We start from the raw sequence: 20,986 nt of genomic DNA, 5'->3' as shown, positions 1-20,986 counted from the left end.
ACCGTACACGTCCACTGTTCTGATCTTCGGGCGCTCTGCGCCCGCCTCACGGGAGTTCCCGCATGTCTTCCTCAGTGACTTTTTCCGGTGTGTCGTTCGCGTGGCCCGACGGCACATCGCTATTCGCCGAACTGTCGTTCAGCGTCGGCGCCGGCCGCACCGGCCTGGTCGCCCCCAACGGCGCCGGCAAGAGCACCCTGCTGCGCCTTATCGCCGGTGACCTACGTCCCACGTCCGGCGCGGTGACCGTGGAGGGCACGGTCGGCTATCTGTCCCAGACGCTGCCGTTGCTCGATGACCGCAGCGTGGCCCATCTGCTCGGGGTGGCCCCGACGATCGAGGCGCTCGATGCACTGGCCGCAGGTGATTCCAGTGAGGCCGTGTTCACCGCGATCGGCGAGGACTGGGATATCGAGGAGCGCACACACGCCCAACTCGACCGCCTTGGTCTGGGCGCCGTCAGCCTCGACCGGTCCCTGCGTACGCTCTCCGGCGGCGAGGTGGTCACCCTCGGCGTGGCCCGGGAACTGCTGCGCCGGCCCAGTGTCCTGCTGCTCGACGAGCCGACCAACAACCTCGACAAGCGCGCCCGGCAACGCCTCTACGCCGCGCTCGACGACTACGCAGGCTGCCTGTTTCTGGTCAGCCATGACCGTGTCCTGCTGGACCGGATGGATCGGATCGCCGAGCTGCACCGCGGTGAAATAGTGCTCTACGGAGGAGATTTCACCAACTATCAGGCCGCGGTCGACGAGGCCGCCAAGCACGCACAGGATTCCGTTCGCAGTGCCGAGCAGCACCTCAAACGGGAGAAGGCGCAGCGTCAGACCGCCCGGGAGAGGGCGGCGCGCCGCTCCGGTACCGCCAAGCGCAATATCAAGGACGCCGGGCTGCCCAAGATCGTGGCAGGGGCGATGAAGCGCCGGGCCCAGGAGAGCGCAGGACGCGCCGACGGTGTCCACGCCAGACGCCTCGACGAAGCCAAGGCGCGTCTCGACGACGCCGAGCAGGCGCTGCGCGACGACCGGGACCTGGTGCTCGACCTCCCCGACACCTCGGTGCCAGCCAGTCGGACGGTGTTGCAGGCCACCGGTTTACGGGTGACCCTTGCCGGCCGTGAGTTGTTCGCCGGGCTGGATCTGGTGGTGCGGGGGCCGGAACGGATCGCGCTGACGGGTGCCAACGGCGCCGGCAAGACCACGTTGTTGCGGGTGTTGCTCGGCGAGACCACGCCCGACGAAGGCTCGGTCCAGGTCGCCGACGGGCGGGTGGCGTATCTGTCGCAACGGCTCGATCTGCTCGATGACGACCGGACCGTCGCCGACAATCTCGCGATGCTCGCGCCCAGCCTGTCGGTAACCCGGCGCAGACATCTGTTGGCGCAGTTCCTGTTCCGTGGCGACGACGTCAACCGACCGGTGCGCATGCTGTCGGGAGGTGAGCGACTGCGCGCGACCCTGGCATGTGTGCTGTTTGCCGAGCCGGCACCGCACCTGCTGCTGCTCGACGAACCGACCAACAACCTCGACCTCGCCAGCGTCGCCCAGTTGGAGAGCGCACTGGCGGCTTATCAGGGCGCGTTTATCGTTGTCAGCCATGACGATTCGTTCCTCGATGCGGTCGGCGTGGAACGCGTGTTGCGCCTTGCCGATCGCAGGCTGGCGGAGGGCTAGGTGACAGCAGGTCGAGTCGGTGCCGGCTCCGGTTGCCCGACCGGCGCCACGGGTGCAGCCTCCGCACCCGGCTGAGCGCCGGAGGCGGACTGCTCGGCGGGCTGCGCGGTCTCGTGGTCATCCCCGGTGGTTTCCCCGTGAGCCCCGGGCTCGCGGGCTTCGTCGGACCCAGCGCCGGGTGCGTTGTCGGAAGCTGTTGACTGCGTTGCGCTCTGAGCCATCTGCTGTAAGCCCTGCATGCCCCGTTGAGGAAGCTGCTGAAGCGGCTGCGCGAGCGCCGCCAACGGTGCACCGAGCTGCTGGCCCAGCTGCCCGAGTTGTCCCATCTGGCCGACGGCCTGACCGATCGCGTCACCGCCCCCCGCCGCCCCGGACGCCGTCGGCGCGCCGCCCGGAGCGTCCCTGGTGGCCCGGTTCTCGCCGCGCGCGATGGTGTCGGCGGCCGCACGGATCGCCTCGGCGCCACGTTTGTCGCCGCGCTCGTAAGCCACCGCCGCCTGGTGCAGGAGTTCGGAGATCTGCGTGCCGCTGGCCTGGGTGATGTTCATGGTCCCGGTCCGGGAGCCGAGTGCCGCGGTCAAGGCGGTGTCGACGCCGTGGGCAATGGTTCCGTGTGACCCGGCGACCCCTGCCGGCCCGGGTGTGCCGGCAGCGAGGCCGGCCAGGCCGGCGGCGACACCGGTGTGGACCTCTGCCAGGGAACGCACGCCGTCGGTGTTCACCGAGAGCGGTTCGACCATTGCTACCTCCTTGACCTCCTGACGATTCTAGGTCCGCAGATCGGTGCGGCTGCGCATCAGTTATTCCGTGCACCCGCCAGCGCGGCCCGACCGAAGGCGCAATCGACGACGGTGCTCAGCCGGGTCAGCGTGTCCAGTCCTCGTGGGTCCCCGAGGCGCACCGCATCCGCCGCGGCCCGCAGCGCCACCGCGCTCTGTGCTCCCCGCTCGGCCGCCTTGACCGCGTCCCGGGCTGCCGCGACGGCGCCGTGGGTGTCGCCACGCGACGACTTGGTCCACGCTCTGGCCAACGCCAGCTCGGGGGCGAACAGCATCGATTTCAGTCCGTGTCGGGATTCCGCCCGGCCCAACGCTTTTGCCGCCTCGATCGGCTCACCGAGCCGGCCCAGCGCCTGCGCCAGCAGCATCCACGCCAGTGGTCCCCAGGAGTAGCCCGTCGGAGCGAGTGTGTGCGCGGCACCCCGCAACAGCGTCACGGCGCCGTGAAGATCGCCGCTAGCGATCAATACGTCCGCCACGAGCACTTCGCCGATGGAGCGTCCCGGCTGCTGCCGCTGCGCAAAATCGGTGAGCCGCTGCGCCAACTCCAGTGCCCGCTCCGGTTGGCCCGTCATCAGCAGTGCGGTGGTCTGACCGATTCCGCTGGTGAAGCGCAGTAACCCGGGGTGCCCGGCGGCGAGGGCCTGCTCGGCGAAAGCGTCAACCTCACCGAAGCGGCCCATTCGCGCCGAACTCAGCGCCGCCGCCGATGCCGCCCACCCGATCGCGGTGTCGTCGGCTGTCGGGGAGGCCAGCACCTCCTCGGCGATCTCCATCGCCCGGCTGAGGTTGCCCGCATTCATCGTGAACGTCGCCGACAGCGCATCCAGCGTCGTCACCGCCGCGGGGGAGGACACCTTGCTCCGGGTGGCGCGCAGGAACGCCGTCGCACGTTCGGGTTCGGACAGCATCCAGAACTGATTGGCCGCCGTCGGCAGCGCCCACGCCATCAGCTCGTCCTCGGTCAGGGCCGTCGGATCGATCTCGGCGAGCACCGCGTCAGCTTCCCGGCCGCGGCCCTGCCAGGCCAGTGCGTACCCGACAGTGAGCCGGGTGGCCAGATCGGGTTCGCGTGCCAGCGCGGCCTGCCCGAGTCGCTCGCTGAGCTCCAGATCGCCCAGCCGCAACGCCTCCTGAGCCGCGGCGCGGACAGCAGGCACCGACTCCGGGCAATCGCTGCCGATCGCCAGCACCGCCAGCCGCAGCCGCCCCACGACACCGCCACGGCCTGCAGCCGAGAGCTGAGCGACCAGCGCATTGCGCAACCGGCGCAGGTCCGGTCCGCCGAGTGCGCCGCGGACCGCGTCGACGTACAGCGGATGGGCTGGGCGCAGGGTGTCATTCTCCGCGACGACCGCCGCGCAACGCATGGCCTCGTCGACGGCGTCGGCACCGGCCAGTGCCGTCGCATCGGACAGCGGCAACGGGTCGGCGACGGCGAGGTATTCCAGCACCCGGTGCGCTGCCGCGGGCAGTGCCTCGACGAACTCGTCCACCTGCGCCATCAGCCGACCGTCTTCGTGGCCCGGCGGGTCGAGGTCGATCCGCGTCACCAATCCGTCCTGCCACAACGCGGTGATCTCCGGGGGCACCGGATTGCGGGCCATCGTGGCGGTGACCAGCAGCCGGACCCTGCGGCCGACCGCGAGTTGGTACACGAGCGCGGCAGACAGCGGATCCAGCAGGTGCGCGTCGTCGACGATCAGTAGTCGGCCATCACCGAGGGTTTCCCGCGCTGACCGCAGTACCTCGGCGGTCTTTCCGTACTCGGGCACATCGAACAACGGCTCGAAGGCGGCGAACGGGATCACCGCCGCCGAGGCCGTCGCGCGCACCCAGTCGACCCGCGGGAAGCCAGGGGCCAGACGCGCGGCCGCGTCGCGTGCCATGGACGTCTTGCCGACACCGGCAGATCCGATCAGCACCGCGCCGCCGCCGGTGCGCACCCCCGATTCGAGCTGATCGAGTGCGGGCCCGGGCGGCGCGGTCACCCAGTTGACAGGCACAGGCACCGGCCAAGCCTAGGGGGCCTATGGCTACCTTTGAGCCGTGTCCCGAGAACCCGATCGTGAATGGGCTGTCTGCGTCTACTGCGCTTCAGGCCCGACGCACCCCGAGCTGCTCGACCTCGCCGGCCGAATCGGTCGGGGTATCGCCGACAGAGGGTGGACCCTGGTCTCCGGTGGCGGCAACGTCTCGGCGATGGGCGCCCTGGCCCTAGCGGCCAGGGCGGGTGGCGGCTACACCGTCGGCGTCATCCCCAAGGCGCTGGTGCACCGCGAGGTCGCCGACACCGAGGCCGACGAGCTGGTCGTGACCGACACCATGCGGGAACGCAAGCAGGTGATGGAAGACCGCGCCGATGCGTTCATCGCACTGCCGGGTGGTATCGGCACGCTGGAGGAATTCTTCGAAGCCTGGACAGCGGGGTATTTGGGTATGCACTCCAAACCGATCGTGATGCTCGACCCCTTCGGGCACTACGGGGGGTTGCTGGACTGGCTGCGCGGGCTGGTCGACAGCGGGTACGTCGCCGAGGGTGCATTGCGGCGACTCGTCGTCGTCGATGACGTCGATGCCGCTCTGGCCGCATGCGCACCGGTTGTATGACCAATGTCACTCGCAGTTAGGGTGGCCGACAAACCGACACAGCGGAGGAACAACGTCCTATGAGCGAGAAGTCCGGAGTCCGGCGCAGTGTCGGGTTGCTCGATATTGCCGGCCAAGTACCCGGTCTGGTGATGGATGCGCCGGTCATCGTGCGCGGCGTGGTCACCGGCTTTCTCGCGCGGCCCTCGGCGAAGACCTCGATCGGCAAGGTCTTCCAGGAGCGGGCCGGCCGCTACGCCGACAAGGTGTTCCTCAAATTCGAGGATCGTGAGCTCACCTACGGCGAAGCCAACGAGACCGTGAATCGTTACGCCGCGGTGCTGGCCGCCCGGGGCGTCGGTCACGGTGACGTCGTCGGCATCATGCTGCGCAACTCCGTGGAACCGGTGCTGCTCATGCTGGCGGCGGTGAAGTGCGGCGCGATCTCGGGAATGCTGAACTACAACCAGCGCGACAACGTGCTCGAGCACAGCCTCGGGCTGCTGTCGGCGTCGGTGGTGGTCGCCGAGACCGAGTTCGTCGAGCCCATCAGCGAGAGCGGCGCGAACACCGACGGGCTGTTGACCGTAGACGAACTCAAGCGACTCGCCGAGACCGCGCCGACGACCAACCCGGCCACCACCTCTGCGGTGCTCGCCAAGGACAAGGCGTTCTACATCTTCACCTCGGGCACCACCGGGATGCCCAAGGCCAGCGTGATGACCCACTACCGGTGGTTGCGGGCACTGGCCGGCTTCGGTGGCCTCGGTATGCGTCTGAACAGCAATGACACCCTCTATTGCTGCCTGCCGCTCTACCACAACAACGCGTTGACGGTGGCACTGTCGTCGGTGCTGAACTCCGGCGCCACACTGGCGCTGGGCAAGTCGTTCTCGGCGTCGAAGTTCTGGGACGACGTCATCCGGCACGACGCCTCGGCATTCGTCTACATCGGTGAGGTCTGCACGTACCTGCTCAACCAGCCGCCGAAGGACACCGACCGCAAACACCGGGTGCGGGTGATCGCCGGCAACGGCCTGCGCCCGGCCATCTGGGACGAGTTCACCGAGCGGTTCGGAATCCAGCGGGTCTGCGAGTTCTACGCCGCATCCGAGGGCAACACCGCGTTCGTCAACGTCCTCAACGTCGACAAGACCACCGGTATCTGCCCGTCGCCGGTGGCGTTCGTCGAATACGACGAGTCCGGCGACCCGGTGCGGGACAAGGACGGCCGGGTACGCAAGGTCGCCAACGGCGAGCCCGGCTTGCTGCTGTCGAAGGTGAGCAACTTCCAGCCGTTCGACGGTTACACCGACAAGGAAGCCACCGAGAAGAAGTTGGTGCGCGACGCCTTCAAGGAAGGCGACGTGTGGTTCAACACCGGTGACCTGATGCGCTCGCAGGGTTTCGGGCACGCGGCGTTCACCGACCGGCTCGGCGACACCTTCCGGTGGAAGGGCGAGAACGTGGCCACCACCGAGGTGGAGGCCGCGGTTTCGACCGATCCGCAGGTCGAGGAGGCCACCGTCTTCGGTGTCGAGGTGCCCGACACCGGCGGGAAGGCCGGCATGGTCGCCGTCCAGCTCAGGGACGGAGCCGACTTCGACGGCAAGGCCCTGGCCAAGGCGGTCTACGACAAGCTGCCGGGATACGCGATCCCGCTGTTCGTGCGGGTGGTCAAGGAGCTGGCGCACACCTCGACGTTCAAGAGCCAGAAGGTCGACCTGCGCAAGGAGGGCTACGGCGGCTCCAGCGGCGAGGGCGACGACGACGACGTCAAGATCGACGACCCGATCTACGTGCTCTCCGGCAAGGAGGAGGGCTACGTGCCCTTCTACGAGGAGTACCTCGGCGAGGTCAAGGACGGCAAGAAGCCCAAGTAGCCCTTAGCGCGCGATTTGGGCGTGGAAATCGTCGCTCAGCGGCGAAAATCACGCCTAAATCGCAGGCCCGTAGCCTGGTGACGTGCAGAGGACGTTTCTGGGGCGCCCGGTGGCCGGGGACCGCGCGCTGATCATGGCGATCGTGAACCGCACGCCGGACTCGTTCTACGACCGCGGCGCGACGTTCACCGACGACGCTGCCAAGCAGGCCGCGCACCGGGTGGTCAGCGAGGGTGCCGACGTCGTCGACGTCGGCGGGGTGAAGGCCGGGCCCGGCAACACGGTCGACGTCGACGAGGAGATCAACCGCGTCGTGCCGTTCATCGAGTGGTTGCGCGCCGAATTCCCCGACCAGCTGATCAGCGTCGACACCTGGCGCGCGGAGGTGGCCAAACAGGCCTGCGCGGCGGGCGCGGATCTGATCAACGACACGTGGGGCGGAGTGGACCCCGACCTCGCGGCGGTTGCGGCCGAGTTCGGCGCCGGACTGGTGTGTTCACACACCGGCGGTGCCGTGCCGCGCACGCGCCCGTTCCGGGTGAACTACGGGGTGTCGGAACGGGGTGTGGTCGACGACGTCATCGCCGAGGTGACTGCGGCCGCGGAGCGCGCGGTGGCCCAGGGGGTGCGCCGCGACGGCATCCTGATCGATCCGACACACGATTTCGGCAAGAACACTTACCACGGCCTTAGTTTGTTGCGCCAGGTGAAAGAGCTTGTAAAAACTGGATGGCCGGTCCTGATGGCGCTCAGCAACAAGGATTTCGTCGGGGAGACTCTGGGTGTGGACCTGACAGAACGCTTGGAAGGCACCTTGGCGGCCACCGCGCTGGCCGCCGCAGACGGAGCAGCCATGTTCCGGGTGCACGAAGTGGGGCCCACACGACGCGTGCTGGAAATGGTCGCGTCCATCCAAGGCGCGCGGCCGCCGACTCGCACGGTGAGGGGACTGGCATGACTGTGTTATCCGATCGAGTCTCAGACCTGGCCACAGAAGGTGTGGCCGAACATCGCTGGCTGACCGACCGCAGCTGGAGCCGGCCGGCATGGACGGTCGCCGAGCTCGAAGCGGCCAAGGCGGGACGCACCGTCTCGGTGGTGCTACCGGCGTTGAACGAGGAAGAGACCGTCGCCAGCGTCGTCGAGACCATCACCCCGCTGGTCGGCGGACTCGTCGACGAACTGATCGTGCTCGATTCCGGTTCCACCGACGACACCGAGATCCGTGCGCTCGCCGCCGGCGCCCGGGTGATCAGCCGCGAAGTCGCACTGCCCGAAGTCGCGCCGCAGCCGGGCAAGGGCGAGGTGCTGTGGAGGTCGCTCGCCGCCACCACGGGCGACATCATCGCGTTCGTGGACTCCGACCTGCTCGATCCCGATCCGATGTTCGTACCCAAGCTGCTGGGCCCGCTGCTCACCACCGACGGCGTCCACCTGGTCAAAGGCTTCTACCGGCGGCCACTGAAGGTCAGTGGTAGCGAGGACTCCAACGGAGGCGGCCGCGTGACCGAGCTGGTCGCACGCCCCCTGCTGGCGTCCCTGCGCCCGGAACTGATGTGCCTCTACCAGCCGCTCGGCGGCGAATACGCCGGAACCCGTGAGCTGCTGACCGCGGTGCCGTTCGCCCCGGGGTACGGCGTGGAGATCGGGCTGCTGATCGACGCCTACGACCGGCTGGGTCTGGACGGCATCGCCCAGGTGAACCTCGGGGTACGCACCCACCGCAACCGACCGCTGACCGAGCTGGCGTCGATGAGCAGGCAGGTCATCGCCACGCTGCTGTCCCGGTGCGGGGTGCCGGATTCGGGCGTGGGTCTGACCCAGTTCTTCGCCGACGGCGAGGACTACACCCCGCGGATGTCGACGGTGTCCCTGCAGGACCGGCCACCGATGGTCACGCTGCGGCCCCGCTAGACGTTTCTGCCCGCCGGAATTGCACTCCGGCAGTCGAAGTCCCGGCTGCGGACCTGCGGGAATGCAATTCCGGCGGGATGAGGCAATATCGAGGGGTGACCCTCGTTCTGCTCTATCTCGTGGTGCTGGTGCTGGTCGGCATCGTGCTGTTCGCCATCGGCAGCGTGCTCTTCGGCCGTGGCGAGGTGCTGCCGCCGCTCCCGCACGCCACCACCGCCGCCGTGCTGCCCGCCTCGGGCGTCACCGGTGCCGACGTCGGCGCGGTGAAATTCACCCAGGCGCTGCGGGGCTACAAGACCAGCGAGGTCGACTGGGTGCTCGACCGGCTGGGACAGGAACTGGACTCGCTTCGCGGTGAGCTGGCGGCGGTGCGCGCCGCCCACGGGCTCGGCGAACCGATCCACGACGCCGGGGAGGGGGCACACGCACTGCCCACCGACGCCGCGCCGGACCAGCCATGACGACAGCATCGGTTGATCGCCGGATCCGGTGTGGCTGGATCGACCAATCACGGTTGTCACCAACCGATTTCGAATTGTACCGCGACTACCACGACTCCGAGTGGGGCCGCCCGCTGCACGGTTCGACGGCGTTGTTCGAGCGGGTGAGTCTCGAGGCTTTTCAGAGCGGGTTGTCCTGGCTGGTGATCCTGCGCAAGCGGGACAACTTCCGCGCCGCGTTCGACGGGTTCGACGTGGAACGCATCGCCCGCTACACCGAACGCGACATCGACCGGTTGCTGGCCGACCAGGGGATCGTGCGCAACCGGGCCAAGATCGAGGCCACCATCTCCAATGCCCGGATCGTCGCAGACCTCGAAGACGACGGCGTCGATCTCTCGGAGTTGCTGTGGTCGTTCGCGCCGCCGGACCGGAGAAGCCGGCCGCGACCTGCCGATCTGTCGCAGGTTGCGGCGGTGACGCCCGAATCCAAGGCGATGTCCAAGGAGCTGAAGCGACGCGGGTTCAGATTCGTCGGCCCGACAACGGCGTACGCGTTGATGCAGGCCACCGGGATGGTCGACGACCATGTGGCCAACTGCTGGGTTCCGCGCCTGACGCAGTAGAGCCCTCCCCGGCCGGTCACCGAACCGGCTATCCGGGATGCTGTCTGCGTCGCCTTGGCCGGGTCTTTGCACACGAGACGGCCCGGATAGGGAACAATGGAGTGCTGTAGCAGTTCAAGGCCGGATTCTGTCTGTGTTCCTCGAAGAGTGGGCAGATCCGGCTCGTACTGACAGAACGGGCCCATATGGGCACGCCCATGCGGAGGGAGCACTCGATGGCGGCGATGAAGCCCCGGACCGGAGACGGTCCACTGGAAGCGACCAAGGAGGGGCGCGGCATCGTGATGCGGGTACCACTGGAAGGTGGTGGCCGGTTGGTCGTCGAGCTCACCCCTGACGAAGCAGCCGCGCTGGGCGACGAACTCAAGAACGTCACCAGCTAGCACCATCGAAAAGAACGGTCGCGGTCACCGCGACCGTTCTTTTCGCTTTCGCTACGACAATGTCCGGTAGATCTCCACGGTCTGTTCGGCGATCTGCGCCCAGGAGAATTCGTCGATGCACCGCTGCCGGCCCGCGATCCCGAACTGGTCGGCCTTCTCCGGCTCGGCGACCAACGAGTTGACGGCATAGGCGAGCTCGCGCTCGAAGCCCGCCGTGTCGTTCGGGTCGTAGTGCACCAGCAGCCCTGTCTGCTGATCGGCGNCCACTTCGGGAATCCCGCCGACATCGGAGGCCACCACCGCCGTCCCGCACGCCATCGCTTCGAGATTGACGATGCCGAGGGGCTCGTACACCGACGGGCATACGAATGTGGTTGCAGCCGAGAGTATTTCGCGAATCTTGTTGGTGGGGAGCATCTCTCGGACCCAGTGCACGCCGGTGCGCGCTGCGGAGAGTTCCTGCACCGCGGCGGCTACTTCCTCGGCGATCTCCGGGGTGTCCGGTGCGCCCGCGCACAGCACCAGCTGGACGTCGGGAGCAAAGTGGTGGGCTGCGGCGACCAGGTGGGCCACGCCCTTCTGCCGGGTGATTCTGCCGACGAACGCGACGATCGGACGCGAGCGGTCGACGCCGAGGTTCTCGAGTACCGAGTCCTCAGCCGGAGACGGGTCGGGATGCCACACGCCGGTGTCGATGCCGTTGCGGACGACGTGCACCCGGTGCGGATCCAGGGCCGGATAGGTGCGCAGGACGTCCTCACGCATCCCGGAGCTGACAGCGATCACCGCGTCGGCCGCCTCGACGGCCGTCTTCTCCACCCACGACGAGATGCGGTAACCACCGCCCAGCTGCTCGGCCTTCCACGGCCGCATCGGTTCCAGGGAATGTGCAGTGAGCACGTGCGGCACCCCGTAGAGCAGCGCCGCCAGGTGCCCGGCCATCCCGGTGTACCAGGTGTGCGAATGCACAATCGTGGCTTCGGTGGCCGAGTTGACCATGGTCAGGTCGGCCGACAGCGTCGACAGGGCCGCGTTGGCCCCTTGCAGCGCCGGGTCGGGTTGGGCGACCGTGACCCCCGGCCGGGTCGCACCCATGCAGTGCACGTCGACGTCGCACAGGTGCCGCAGCTCGGCGACGAGCTCAGTGACGTGCACACCGGCCCCGCCGTAAACCTCAGGGGGGTACTCCCGAGTCATCATCGCAACCCGCATGATGTGACCGTAACCAAATTCGTTCCTTGTCGCGCCGCATCACCAATTGTCTTGATGGACAGCCCGAGAACCGGCCGTCAATAGCGCGAATGGCTAGCCGCGGTCCCGACGTCCCGATAGGTTTGCAGTATGAGGGAAGCGCCACATGTGTTGGGCATCGTCCTGGCAGGCGGAGAGGGCAAGCGGCTGTACCCGCTCACTGCTGACCGGGCCAAGCCCGCGGTTCCCTTCGGGGGTGCCTACCGGCTCATCGACTTCGTGCTGTCCAATCTCGTCAACGCCAGATTCCTGCGAATCTGTGTGCTCACGCAATACAAATCGCATTCGCTGGATCGCCACATCTCGCAGAACTGGCGGTTGTCCGGGCTTGCCGGGGAGTACATCACCCCCGTGCCGGCCCAACAGCGGCTGGGCCCGCGGTGGTACACCGGATCGGCCGATGCCATCTATCAGTCGATGAACCTGATCTACGACGAGGACCCCGACTTCATCGTGATCTTCGGTGCCGACCACGTGTACCGGATGGACCCCGAGCAGATGGTCCAGCAGCACATCGAGAGCGGTGCCGGCGCCACCGTGGCGGGAATCCGGGCGCCGCGCGCCGAAGCCAGCGCCTTCGGCTGCATCGACGCCGACGAGTCCGGCCGGATCCGGTCGTTCATCGAGAAACCCGCGGATCCGCCCGGCACGCCCGACGACCCCGAACAGACGTTCGTGTCGATGGGCAACTACATCTTCACCACCAAGGTGCTGATCGACGCCATCCGCGCTGATGCCGAGGACAACGACTCCGATCACGACATGGGCGGCGACATCATTCCCCGCCTGGTCTCCGACGGGATGGCCTCGGTTTACGACTTCAACGCCAACGAGGTGCCCGGCGCCACCGAGCGCGACCACGGCTACTGGCGTGACGTCGGAACGCTGGACGCGTTCTACGACGCGCACATGGATCTGGTGTCGGTGCACCCGGTCTTCAACCTGTACAACAAGCGCTGGCCGATCCGGGGCAGCTCGGAAAACCTCGCACCGGCCAAGTTCGTCAACGGTGGATCCGCCCAGGAGTCCGTCGTCGGGGCGGGCAGCATCATCTCGGCCGCCTCGGTGCGCAACTCGGTGCTGTCGTCCAACGTCGTCGTCGAGGACGGGGCGATCGTGGAGGGCAGTGTGATCATGCCCGGCGCCCGCATCGGCCGGGGCGCAGTGGTGCGCCACGCGATCCTCGACAAGAACGTGGTCGTGGGTCCCGGGGAGATGGTCGGGGTGGACCTGGACAAGGACCGCGAGCGGTTCTCGATCAGCGCCGGGGGCGTGGTCGCCGTCGGCAAGGGCGTCTGGGTCTGACGCCACTCACCTTCCGCCGCGAAATATCATTCCGGGTCGTGATCGGGCCATGACTCACAGCCCTGAGTTCACTCTCGGCGCACCGGTTCAGTCGCGGCGCGGATCGGGCACCGCTCTGATGGCGAGGAATCCCGTCGGTTCGTGGGTCAGGCGGTCGTAGTCCTCGCGGTTGATCTCGGCGGCCGCGGCGACGGGACGCGGCTCCAGAAGCCGTTCGATCAGGAATCCGGCCTGGGTGCAATTCCTCGCAGGTCTGCTGCAGTGGAGCCAGCCAGTACCGAACGCGCCAGCCCCGACTCCAGACCTCTTCGATGATTCGCACGTCGAAATAACTGCCGCCGTGACGGAGCCGGTCACCGGTGGGGTGGAGCCGCGAGAGGACAAGCGCGCCGGTGGGGCGGAGAACCCGCCGAAGCTCCTGTAACGCGCGAACCCTGTCGTCGACGTACTCCACTGCCAACGCGAACAGCACGCGGTCCACCGAGTGGTCGGGCAGCCAGTCGAGGGAATCGGCGAGATCGTGCGGCCGGAACCGCCCCAAGGGCACGCGTTGCGCAGACAGCTCGGCCATCCGTGGACTCTGGTCGAAGCCGATGACGTCTGCGCCGCGCGCTCACACCGCGTCGCGGCGTCGGTACAGCCACCCGGCCGACAACGTCAAAGCTGTTGCGATCAAAGCCATCACCACAAGAGCGACGACCGGGACGTCGATCGGTACGGTGGTCCGCCCGACCGGGGACAGATCGATCACCCAGCTCGGCAGCCGCAACAGCGCACCCAGGTAGAGAGAGGCGACCACGAACGTCACCGCCAGCCAGCCGACCCAGCTCTGACGCAGCGCGACCGCCAGGGCGGCCACGCCGGCCAGCACCGCAAGCGCCGGGACGAACGCCATCCCGGCGAGCGTCAGACGCAGCACCGTGTGCGGTTCACCCAGGGTCAGTCCGGCACCCAGGCCATTGCCGAGGCCCGCGAAGAACATCAGCACCCCCGAGCCGGCCACCGCCGAGGCCACCGCCGAGAACAGCCACCGCCGGCGCGACACCGACCCGGCGAGCACCGCCTCGGCGAGGCCGGACTGCTCGTCGGCGTACACCCGCAGCACAGCCGACACCACGTAGGCACCCGCGGCGGCTGCCAGGAACTGCGACATCGTCGTGTAGACACCGTCAGTGCCCTGTGCCGACAACATCCGGGCCAGCAGTTCGTTGCCCTCTGCGGCGTCGATCAACGACTTGGTCATCGAACCGAATGCCAGGCCGGACAGGAAGAGTCCGACCGACCACCCGATCGTCTGGCCCCGTTGCAGCACCAGATGCAGGCCGAGAACTCCGCGGATGGGACCGGCGTCGGGCCGGTCGCCGGTGGAGGTGATGGTGCCGGTGTCGTATTGGCGGCGCGCCTCCAGGAATCCCGCGAAGGCGATCAGGGCCAGCGTGAGCACGATCAGCAGCGCCAGCGGCCACCACCGTAGGTCGACGAACGCGCGCATCTGCTGGGCCCACGCAATGGGAGAGCACCAACTGAGCGCACTGCCCGAGTTGTCTATGACATCGCCAACTCCGCGGATCAACGCCGCCAGCGCCAGCATCGCCATCGCCGCGCCGGTGGCCGCGCGGCCGGTTCGCCACATCTGCGCCGTCACTGCCGCGACCCCGCCGAAAACCATCGCCACCGCCGTGACGCCGATACACATCGCGGCGGTGTCCACGACGTCGAATCCGGTGGCCGCCATCGCCGCCGTCATCGTCGTCGCGAGAACGACGTTGACGGCGGCGACGAGAACCAGCGCAGCCGCGGTCCGCGCATACCGGCCGACGGCCGAGGCCAGAACCAGTTCGGCGGTTCCGCCCTCCTCCTCGGCGCGGGTATGTCGGATCACGGTGAGAATCGCCAGGATCGAGATGGCGACGATGAGCGTCAGCATCATCTCGTTGGCCATCATCACCCCGAGGTCCGTCTCGTTCTTGCCGAACATCGGCCCGCCCAGGATCATCCCGGCCGGTGTCTTGAGCAGTTCGACGCGCGCCCGCCGTTGTGACTCTTCGGGGTAGGCGAGTGTGATCGCGTTGGGTGCGTACGCCATCAGCAGCGTCAGCACTGCGATCCACACCGTCAGGCGCACCCGATCCCGACGCAGCGCCAGCCGAATCAGGTGGGCGGTCCCGGTCCACGGCGACTCCGGCGACGACGCCGCGTGCCGCCCGGCGCGCGCCGGTGAACCCGTGGCGCTCGTTGCGACGCTCATCGGGATGTCCCCTGGTACTCCCTCAGGAACATGTCCTCGAGCGAAGCCGGCGCGACGGTCAGTTCCTCGATACCCAAGGCGCTGAGGTCTGACATCGCCTGGTCGAGGCTGTCCCGGTCCACCGAGAAGTGCAGCTGTCCGTCCCGCGCCCGAACATCGTGCACGTATGGGGCGCTGCGCAATTCGCTGCCGTCCGTACGGGTACGTGCGGTGACGGTGGTACGCATCAGGTGCCGCAGCTCCTGCAGGGTGCCCGACCTGACAGTGCGGCCCCCGCGGACGATCATCACCGTGTCGCAGAGTTGCTCGACCTCTGCCAGGATGTGACTGGACAGCAGCACCGCTGCTCCCTGCTCGGCGACCTCGCGCACGCAGCGCTGAAATGCCTTCTCCATCAACGGATCCAGTCCGGATGTCGGCTCGTCGAGGACGAAGAGCTCGCTGCGAGTGCTGAACGCGGCGACAATCGCCACCTTCTGCCTGTTGCCCTTCGAATAGGTGCGCGCCTTCTTGTGCGGGTCGAGTTCGAACCGTTCGATCAGCTCATCTCGGCGTTTGGTGTCCACGGAGTCCCTGCCGCGGAGGCCGGCCAGGAACTCGATGGCTTGCATCCCGGTGAGGTTCGGCCACAGCGTGACATCACCTGGAACGTAGGCGATCCGGCGGTGCAGTGTGACCGCGTCGCGCCATGGGTCGCCGCCCAGCAGCCGAACGGAGCCGCTGTCGGCCCGCAGCAACCCGAGGAGAACCCTGATGGCGGTGGACTTCCCGGCGCCGTTGGGGCCGAGAAAGCCCGCCACGTCACCGGGGGCAACGGTGAGATCGAGGCCGTCGAGAGCCAAGGTGCGCCCGAAAGATTTCGACAGCCCGCTGATCTGGACCGCGAACCGGTGGTCGCCGTGGTCAGTCATGCTGGACTCCTTCTGCCGACGTGAACGGAATTCCCTGCTCGCGCATGGCGACGAACGCGTCATACATCGTCGAGTCGGCCATCAGGCCGTTGGTGTACAGCTCGAGTGCGGGCAGCACCATCTCCTCGCTGTAGTCGCGCAACACTGCACGCAGGTCGGTGGGGTTCTCGTGCATCTGCATGTACAGCAGGAAGCCGCCACCGCCGGCCATGGCCAGGAAGCGTGCCCTGGCCTTGGGGTCCTGGCTGGGCTTGACGGTTCCGGCCCGCACGCCCTCTTCGATGTAGAGCTCGGTGTTGTCGATCATGTTGCGCCACAGTTTTTTCGCCAGTTCGCCGCCCTCTTGCAGGCTGCGCGCCAGGTACCCCATCATCGGGGCGTAGTCCTCGATCTCAGCCAACTGGGCGAACCATGTCGCGGGGTCGGTCGTCCTGATCGACTCGGTCTTGCTGGCGAGCACGGTCTCGGCGATGTGGTCGTCACACACCCTGCGTAGGCCGTCTCTGGACCCGAAGTGGTGAATCACCAGAGCGGCGCTGACCCCGGCGGCCTCGGCGATGCGGCGAAGGCCGACGGTGAAGCCGTTGCGGCCCCACTCGTCGATCGCCGCGTCCCGAATCCGGGCCAGGGCCGTTCGATCCGCGGGCGCTGAACGCATGTTCAGTATGCTAAACGTGCGTTCAGTGTCGGGTCAAGGGTGTCGCGCCGGCGGCGACGAGCGCGCGAAACACCAGGGATAGCGGCGGGTCGGCGCACCGACGCGCGCCAGAGAGGAAGGGGTCAGTCGCGTGCGGCGGCGAGCAGTCCGTCACCCAGCGGGATCAGCACCGGCGTCAGTCGCTCGTCCTCGGCGATCAACCGCGCCGCCTCGCGGACCGCACTGACCTCGCTGTCGTGGGCAGCGGCGTCGCCGGCCCGTCCCCCTAGGGCGGCTCGATGCACGACGATCGCACCACCGGGGCGCAGCAGTCGCACGCCCTCGACCACGAACTGGGGTTGGTCCGCGGGATCGGCGTCGATGAACACCAGGTCGTAGGAGTCGTCGGCCAACCGGGTGAGCACTTCCTGGGCGCGGCCGCTGATCAGCCTGGTGCGGCCGGGGCCGACGCCCGCCTCGGTGTAGGCCTGCTTGGCGACGCGCTGGTGCTCGGGTTCGACATCGATCGTCGTCAACACCCCGTCCTCCCGCATCCCCGACAGCAGCCACAGCCCACTCACGCCCGCGCCGGTACCGACCTCCACGACCGCTTTCGCGCCGGTCAGCTTCGCCAGGACGCACAGCAACGCGCCGACGGCGGGGGTCACCGCACCTGCGCCGATGTCCACCGCACGCTCTCTGGCCGCAGCCACGATCGCGTCCTCGGAGATCGAGTGCTCGGCATGCGCGACGATCGCCTCGGCCTGACTCGCCCGCGCGCCGGAATCGCCGGAGCGAGCTTCGGGCTCGTCGGTGCTGGCCATGCCCCGCAGCGTAGAGCGAAGCGCGGGTTGCCGGCGCTGCGACACGCCCGGCCGCAGTTTCCGACGATCAGGGCGGCGACCACCGTTTTCGCTGGTCGAAAAATGGGTAGCGATCTTTCTCAGGAAATGTTCAGTTAGCTCATATGCCAGGCACACGAGCGCAGGAGACGGTGAGTGCATGACAGACGGCGCATTCAGCGCACGCAGTGAGTTTCTGCGGCCCGAGAGTTACTCGGGGAAGAACGCCGCCCCGCGCCGTGTTGTCGATGTCGAGCGGTTTTCGACTGAGAGCCGCCAACGTCCCGAACTGGAGGATCCGACGATCACCACCCATGCTGTCCCGCCTGCCGCTTCGGTCGCTGCACCTGTGACGATGGCTCACCGTGAGCAGTACACCGACGGCGAATGGGTGGAGTCCACCGACGAGCTGATCGGCACGGCGGTGTTCGACGCCACCGGCGACAAGACCGCGATGCCCAGCTGGGACGAGCTGGTCCGCCAGCATGCCGACCGGGTGTATCGGCTCGCCTACCGGCTGTCCGGCAACCAGCACGATGCCGAGGATCTGACCCAGGAGACGTTCATCCGGGTGTTCCGATCGGTGCAGAACTATCAGCCCGGCACCTTCGAGGGCTGGCTGCACCGCATCACGACGAACCTGTTCCTCGACATGGTGCGCCGCCGCGGCCGCATCCGCATGGAAGCCCTGCCCGAGGACTACGACCGCGTGCCCGCCGACGAACCCAACCCCGAGCAGATCTACCACGACTCGCGGCTGGGCCCCGACCTGCAGGCCGCGTTGGATTCGCTTCCCCCGGAGTTCCGCGCCGCGGTGGTGCTGTGTGACATCGAAGGTCTGTCCTACGAGGAGATCGGGGCGACCCTCGGGGTGAAGCTGGGAACCGTGCGCAGCCGCATCCACCGTGGTCGCCAGGCGTTGCGTGATCACCTGGCCCGCCACTCCGATGGCGATCTGGCGGAGGGTTTTCGCGACTCGGCCAGGTCTGCCTGACGTTCTACCCGTTGTCTCACAGCATGCCGCGCTACATTCGAAGTAGGCCCGACGTGACCGGAGCGGAGAGGAGCTGGGTGATGGTTGATCCCGGACATGCGTTCCGGCGCGCCTTCTCCTGGCTTCCGACGCAGTTCGCCTCGCAGAGCGACTCACCGGTCGGTCCCCGCCAATTCGGTTCCACCGAACACCTGTCGACCGAGGCCGTCGCCGCGTTCGTCGATGGCGAGCTCCGGATGTCCGCTCATCTGCGCGCGGCCCATCACCTGTCGCTGTGCCCCGACTGCGCGCTTGAGGTCGACGCCCAGCGCCAGGCGCGGTCGGCGTTGCGGGATTCCTGCCCTGTGGCGATGCCGAGTTCTTTGCTGGGGCTGTTGTCCCAGATCCCGCACCACCCACCGGAGGAAGCTCTGGACCCGCCTGACGGGTCCCAGTTAGCTGACGGCAGGCCGCGCGCTCGTCGCAAGCGCCGGTAAGGTGGAAGCAGAGTCGACCATCGACGTGCGTCGGCGATCGCTGGCGCCTGAAGGCCTAGTCAGAGGGTATTGGGAAGGGCGATGAACGGGTGACCAATCTGGACCAGTCCGGTCGGGAGCGTCTGGAACCGCGCCCCGTGTCGCGCCCACCGGTCGATCCGGCGGCCAAGCGGGTGTTCGGTCGGCCCGAGGGGGTGGCCGGCTCCTTTGTGGCCGCCGGCCAACATCGCGACCAGGGGGAGTACACCCCCAAAGACCAGGCCCCGGACCCGGTGCTGGCCGAGGCCTTCGGCCGCACCCATCCGGGCAGCGAGTCACTGCAGCGGCACCCGACCGACGCGGGCGCACTCGAGGCCGAAAGGGACGATAGCGCCGACGAACCCGACGATCCGTGGCGCAACCCCGGTTCAGCCGCGGCGTTGGGAACCCCGGCGTTCGCGCCGAGCCCACCGGCACAGGCCAGCGTCGAGACCGGAAAGCTGGGGGTGCGGGACGTGCTCTTCGGCGGCAGGGTCTCCTATGCCGCCCTCGGCGTGCTCGGCATCGTGGCGCTGGTCATCGGCGTCGCCGGTGGCTGGGTGGGCCGCACCACCGCGGAAGTGGTCGGCGCGTTCACGACGTCGAAGGTGACCCTGGAGACCGGCGATAGGCCCGACCTGCCGCCCGGCCGGTTCACCGAAGTCGCTGCCGCCGTTGCTGATTCAGTGGTCACCATCGAGGCGACCAGCGACAGCGAGGGTTCCCAGGGATCCGGCGTCGTCGTCGACGGCCGTGGCTACATCGTCACCAACAACCACGTGATCTCCGAAGCCGCCTCCAACCCGGCCAAGTACGAGCTTGCGGTGGTGTTCAACGACGGCAAAGAGGTGCCCGCCAATCTCGTCGGCCGCGACCCCAAGACCGACCTCGCGGTGCTCAAGGTCGACAACGTGGACAACCTCGTCGTCGCACGGATGGGCGACTCCGACAAACTCCAGGTCGGTGAAGAGGTGATCGCCGCGGGTGCCCCCCTCGGGTTACGCAGCACGGTCACCACCGGCATCATCAGCGCGCTGAACCGACCGGTACCGCTGTCCGGCGACGGCTCCGACACCGACACCGTGATCGACGGCGTGCAGACCGACGCATCGATCAACCACGGCAACTCGGGTGGACCTCTGATCAACATGAACGCCGAGGTCATCGGTATCAACACCGCGGGCAAATCGCTGTCGGACAGCGCCAGCGGCCTCGGGTTCGCGATCCCGGTCAACGAAGTCAAGCAGGTCGTGGAGACCTTGATCCAGAGCGGCAAGATCGCGCACCCGACACTCGGTCTGACTGCGCGCTCGGTGAGCAACGACGTCAGCAATGGTGCGCAGATCGCCAACGTGACGGCGGGCGGACCCGCGGAGCGCGCCGGCATCCTCGAGAACGATGTCGTCGTCAAGGTTGGTGACCGCGAAGTTGCCGACGCCGACGAGTTCGTCGTCGCCGTGCGGCAACTCAGGATCGGTGAGGCGGCACCCATCGAGGTCGTCCGTGACGGCCGTCGCGTGACGCTCACCGTCACCCCCGGTCCGGACAACAGCACGTAGCCGATGTTCGCCAACGTCGGTTGGGGCGAGATGCTGCTCCTGGTGATCGCCGGTCTGGTGATTCTCGGACCTGAGCGGTTGCCTGGGGCGATCCGGTGGACGTCGGGGGCGTTGCGGCAGGCGCGGGACTACGTCAGTGGTGCCACCAGCCAACTCCGCGAGGATCTCGGCCCGGAGTTCGAGGACCTGCGTGAACCGCTCTCGGAGTTGCAGCGGCTCCGGGGCATGACGCCGCGCGCGGCATTGACCAAGCACCTGCTCGACGGCGACGACTCGATCTTCACCGGCAGGTTCGACGCCGGAAACGGGAAGCAGACTCCCACGGTGAAGCCGCAGTCCGGTCCCGGCCCGGCCGAGGTCGCGCCGACCACGCCTGAGCCCTCGACGTCGACGCCGTTCGACACCGACGCCACCTGACAACCCCGGCGATCCGACAACCCCTTCGCCGGAACTGTATT

The 20,986-nt window shown here is 67.9% G+C and carries 21 protein-coding genes; 13 read left to right on the top strand and 8 right to left on the bottom strand.

Annotated features, from left to right (window positions below; genetic code table 11):
- Positions 1–62 precede the first annotated feature (62 nt).
- Entirely contained in the window at positions 63–1,673 is a 1,611-nt protein-coding gene (gene abc-f / locus BEMPMBAN_RS14555; protein ID WP_159231094.1) for a ribosomal protection-like ABC-F family protein, read from the top strand.
- On the opposite strand, the gene BEMPMBAN_RS14550 is transcribed toward abc-f, so the two are convergent.
- A complete protein-coding gene (locus tag BEMPMBAN_RS14550; protein ID WP_159231093.1) occupies positions 1,670–2,413 on the bottom strand; it encodes a type VII secretion target in 744 nt (247 codons plus the stop codon). The genes abc-f and BEMPMBAN_RS14550 overlap by 4 nt on opposite strands.
- A 56-nt stretch (positions 2,414–2,469) precedes the next feature.
- Complete coding sequence (locus BEMPMBAN_RS14545) at positions 2,470–4,458, bottom strand: AAA family ATPase (RefSeq protein ID WP_234897460.1); 1,989 nt, start codon at positions 4,456–4,458, stop codon at positions 2,470–2,472.
- A 43-nt stretch (positions 4,459–4,501) separates the two neighbouring features.
- On the opposite strand from BEMPMBAN_RS14545, the gene BEMPMBAN_RS14540 reads away from it, so the two are divergent.
- From BEMPMBAN_RS14540 to BEMPMBAN_RS14510, 7 genes are all read left to right on the top strand, one after another.
- A complete protein-coding gene (locus tag BEMPMBAN_RS14540) occupies positions 4,502–5,062 on the top strand; it encodes a cytokinin riboside 5'-monophosphate phosphoribohydrolase (protein ID WP_159231092.1) in 561 nt (186 codons plus the stop codon).
- A 59-nt stretch (positions 5,063–5,121) separates the two neighbouring features.
- Positions 5,122–6,924: a long-chain-acyl-CoA synthetase FadD6 gene (gene fadD6 / locus BEMPMBAN_RS14535; RefSeq protein WP_159231091.1), complete on the top strand. Its 1,803-nt coding sequence runs from the start codon at positions 5,122–5,124 to the stop codon at positions 6,922–6,924.
- A gap of 82 nt (positions 6,925–7,006) precedes the next feature.
- Positions 7,007–7,882 carry a dihydropteroate synthase gene (gene folP / locus BEMPMBAN_RS14530; RefSeq protein ID WP_159231090.1) on the top strand — a complete coding sequence of 292 codons (876 nt, stop codon included), beginning with the start codon at positions 7,007–7,009 and terminating at the stop codon, positions 7,880–7,882.
- Entirely contained in the window at positions 7,879–8,838 is a 960-nt protein-coding gene (locus BEMPMBAN_RS14525) for a glucosyl-3-phosphoglycerate synthase (protein WP_159231089.1), read from the top strand. Before folP ends, BEMPMBAN_RS14525 begins: the two co-directional genes overlap by 4 nt.
- A gap of 95 nt (positions 8,839–8,933) precedes the next feature.
- Positions 8,934–9,299, top strand: a complete 366-nt coding sequence (locus BEMPMBAN_RS14520) for a DivIVA domain-containing protein (RefSeq protein ID WP_159231088.1) — start codon at positions 8,934–8,936, stop codon at positions 9,297–9,299.
- Positions 9,296–9,904, top strand: coding sequence for a DNA-3-methyladenine glycosylase I (locus BEMPMBAN_RS14515; protein WP_159231087.1), 609 nt, complete (start codon positions 9,296–9,298; stop codon positions 9,902–9,904). The genes BEMPMBAN_RS14520 and BEMPMBAN_RS14515 overlap by 4 nt, the downstream gene beginning before the upstream one ends.
- Positions 9,905–10,119: 215 nt before the next feature.
- A complete protein-coding gene (locus BEMPMBAN_RS14510; RefSeq protein ID WP_005059648.1) occupies positions 10,120–10,287 on the top strand; it encodes a DUF3117 domain-containing protein in 168 nt (55 codons plus the stop codon).
- 51 nt (positions 10,288–10,338) lie between these two features.
- Here the strand turns inward: BEMPMBAN_RS14510 and glgA are convergent, their stop codons facing one another.
- Positions 10,339–11,499 carry a glycogen synthase gene (glgA, locus tag BEMPMBAN_RS14505; RefSeq protein WP_159231086.1) on the bottom strand — a complete coding sequence of 387 codons (1,161 nt, stop codon included), beginning with the start codon at positions 11,497–11,499 and terminating at the stop codon, positions 10,339–10,341.
- Positions 11,500–11,628: 129 nt separating this feature from the next.
- Here glgA and glgC point away from each other — a divergent pair, with 129 nt between their 5' ends.
- Positions 11,629–12,843 (top strand): glucose-1-phosphate adenylyltransferase, encoded by a 1,215-nt coding sequence (gene glgC, locus BEMPMBAN_RS14500; RefSeq protein WP_159231085.1) that lies wholly within the window; start codon positions 11,629–11,631, stop codon positions 12,841–12,843.
- Here glgC and BEMPMBAN_RS14495 read toward each other — a convergent pair.
- The 5 genes from BEMPMBAN_RS14495 to BEMPMBAN_RS14475 form a co-directional block, all read right to left on the bottom strand.
- A complete protein-coding gene (locus tag BEMPMBAN_RS14495) occupies positions 12,797–13,414 on the bottom strand; it encodes a methyltransferase domain-containing protein (protein WP_234897455.1) in 618 nt (205 codons plus the stop codon). The two genes, glgC and BEMPMBAN_RS14495, sit on opposite strands and share 47 nt — an antisense overlap.
- A 42-nt stretch (positions 13,415–13,456) precedes the next feature.
- A complete protein-coding gene (locus BEMPMBAN_RS14490; RefSeq protein WP_200845980.1) occupies positions 13,457–15,091 on the bottom strand; it encodes an ABC transporter permease in 1,635 nt (544 codons plus the stop codon).
- Positions 15,088–16,002, bottom strand: a complete 915-nt coding sequence (locus BEMPMBAN_RS14485) for an ABC transporter ATP-binding protein (RefSeq protein WP_159231084.1) — start codon at positions 16,000–16,002, stop codon at positions 15,088–15,090. Before BEMPMBAN_RS14485 ends, BEMPMBAN_RS14490 begins: the two co-directional genes overlap by 4 nt.
- On the bottom strand, positions 15,995–16,660 hold the full coding sequence (locus BEMPMBAN_RS14480) for a TetR/AcrR family transcriptional regulator (RefSeq protein WP_159231083.1): 666 nt from the start codon (positions 16,658–16,660) through the stop codon (positions 15,995–15,997). Before BEMPMBAN_RS14480 ends, BEMPMBAN_RS14485 begins: the two co-directional genes overlap by 8 nt.
- A 122-nt stretch (positions 16,661–16,782) precedes the next feature.
- Positions 16,783–17,463 (bottom strand): O-methyltransferase, encoded by a 681-nt coding sequence (locus tag BEMPMBAN_RS14475; RefSeq protein WP_159231082.1) that lies wholly within the window; start codon positions 17,461–17,463, stop codon positions 16,783–16,785.
- A 178-nt stretch (positions 17,464–17,641) separates the two neighbouring features.
- Here BEMPMBAN_RS14475 and sigE point away from each other — a divergent pair, with 178 nt between their 5' ends.
- The 4 genes from sigE (at position 17,642) to tatB (ending at position 20,945) form a co-directional block, all read left to right on the top strand.
- Positions 17,642–18,475 (top strand): RNA polymerase sigma factor SigE, encoded by an 834-nt coding sequence (gene sigE / locus BEMPMBAN_RS14470; RefSeq protein WP_159231081.1) that lies wholly within the window; start codon positions 17,642–17,644, stop codon positions 18,473–18,475.
- Positions 18,476–18,555: 80 nt separating this feature from the next.
- The gene (rseA, locus tag BEMPMBAN_RS14465; RefSeq protein ID WP_159231080.1) at positions 18,556–18,951 is read left to right on the top strand and encodes an anti-sigma E factor RseA; all 396 of its coding nucleotides are present in this window, start codon (positions 18,556–18,558) and stop codon (positions 18,949–18,951) included.
- Positions 18,952–19,040: 89 nt separating this feature from the next.
- Positions 19,041–20,528: a serine protease HtrA gene (gene htrA, locus BEMPMBAN_RS14460; RefSeq protein ID WP_159231079.1), complete on the top strand. Its 1,488-nt coding sequence runs from the start codon at positions 19,041–19,043 to the stop codon at positions 20,526–20,528.
- A 3-nt stretch (positions 20,529–20,531) separates the two neighbouring features.
- Positions 20,532–20,945, top strand: coding sequence for a Sec-independent protein translocase protein TatB (tatB, locus tag BEMPMBAN_RS14455; protein WP_159231078.1), 414 nt, complete (start codon positions 20,532–20,534; stop codon positions 20,943–20,945).
- Positions 20,946–20,986: the final 41 nt, after the last annotated feature.

This window comes from Mycolicibacterium austroafricanum (assembly GCF_902705885.1).
Classification (GTDB): domain Bacteria; phylum Actinomycetota; class Actinomycetes; order Mycobacteriales; family Mycobacteriaceae; genus Mycobacterium; species Mycobacterium vanbaalenii_A.
The sequence above is the reverse complement of the archived record's forward strand: the minus strand, read 5'-3'. Positions and strand labels throughout refer to the sequence as shown.

Coding starts and splice junctions, on each gene's coding strand:
- abc-f (WP_159231094.1), top strand. CDS start 63: ATGTCTTCCTCAGTGACTTTTTCCGGTGTGTCGTTCGCGTGGCCCGAC.
- BEMPMBAN_RS14550 (WP_159231093.1), bottom strand. CDS start 2,413: ATGGTCGAACCGCTCTCGGTGAACACCGACGGCGTGCGTTCCCTGGCA.
- fadD6 (WP_159231091.1), top strand. CDS start 5,122: ATGAGCGAGAAGTCCGGAGTCCGGCGCAGTGTCGGGTTGCTCGATATT.
- BEMPMBAN_RS14525 (WP_159231089.1), top strand. CDS start 7,879: ATGACTGTGTTATCCGATCGAGTCTCAGACCTGGCCACAGAAGGTGTG.
- BEMPMBAN_RS14515 (WP_159231087.1), top strand. CDS start 9,296: ATGACGACAGCATCGGTTGATCGCCGGATCCGGTGTGGCTGGATCGAC.
- BEMPMBAN_RS14510 (WP_005059648.1), top strand. CDS start 10,120: ATGGCGGCGATGAAGCCCCGGACCGGAGACGGTCCACTGGAAGCGACC.
- glgC (WP_159231085.1), top strand. CDS start 11,629: ATGAGGGAAGCGCCACATGTGTTGGGCATCGTCCTGGCAGGCGGAGAG.
- BEMPMBAN_RS14495 (WP_234897455.1), bottom strand. CDS start 13,414: ATGGCCGAGCTGTCTGCGCAACGCGTGCCCTTGGGGCGGTTCCGGCCG.
- BEMPMBAN_RS14490 (WP_200845980.1), bottom strand. CDS start 15,091: ATGAGCGTCGCAACGAGCGCCACGGGTTCACCGGCGCGCGCCGGGCGG.
- BEMPMBAN_RS14485 (WP_159231084.1), bottom strand. CDS start 16,002: ATGACTGACCACGGCGACCACCGGTTCGCGGTCCAGATCAGCGGGCTG.
- BEMPMBAN_RS14480 (WP_159231083.1), bottom strand. CDS start 16,660: ATGCGTTCAGCGCCCGCGGATCGAACGGCCCTGGCCCGGATTCGGGAC.
- BEMPMBAN_RS14475 (WP_159231082.1), bottom strand. CDS start 17,463: ATGGCCAGCACCGACGAGCCCGAAGCTCGCTCCGGCGATTCCGGCGCG.
- sigE (WP_159231081.1), top strand. CDS start 17,642: ATGACAGACGGCGCATTCAGCGCACGCAGTGAGTTTCTGCGGCCCGAG.
- rseA (WP_159231080.1), top strand. CDS start 18,556: ATGGTTGATCCCGGACATGCGTTCCGGCGCGCCTTCTCCTGGCTTCCG.
- tatB (WP_159231078.1), top strand. CDS start 20,532: ATGTTCGCCAACGTCGGTTGGGGCGAGATGCTGCTCCTGGTGATCGCC.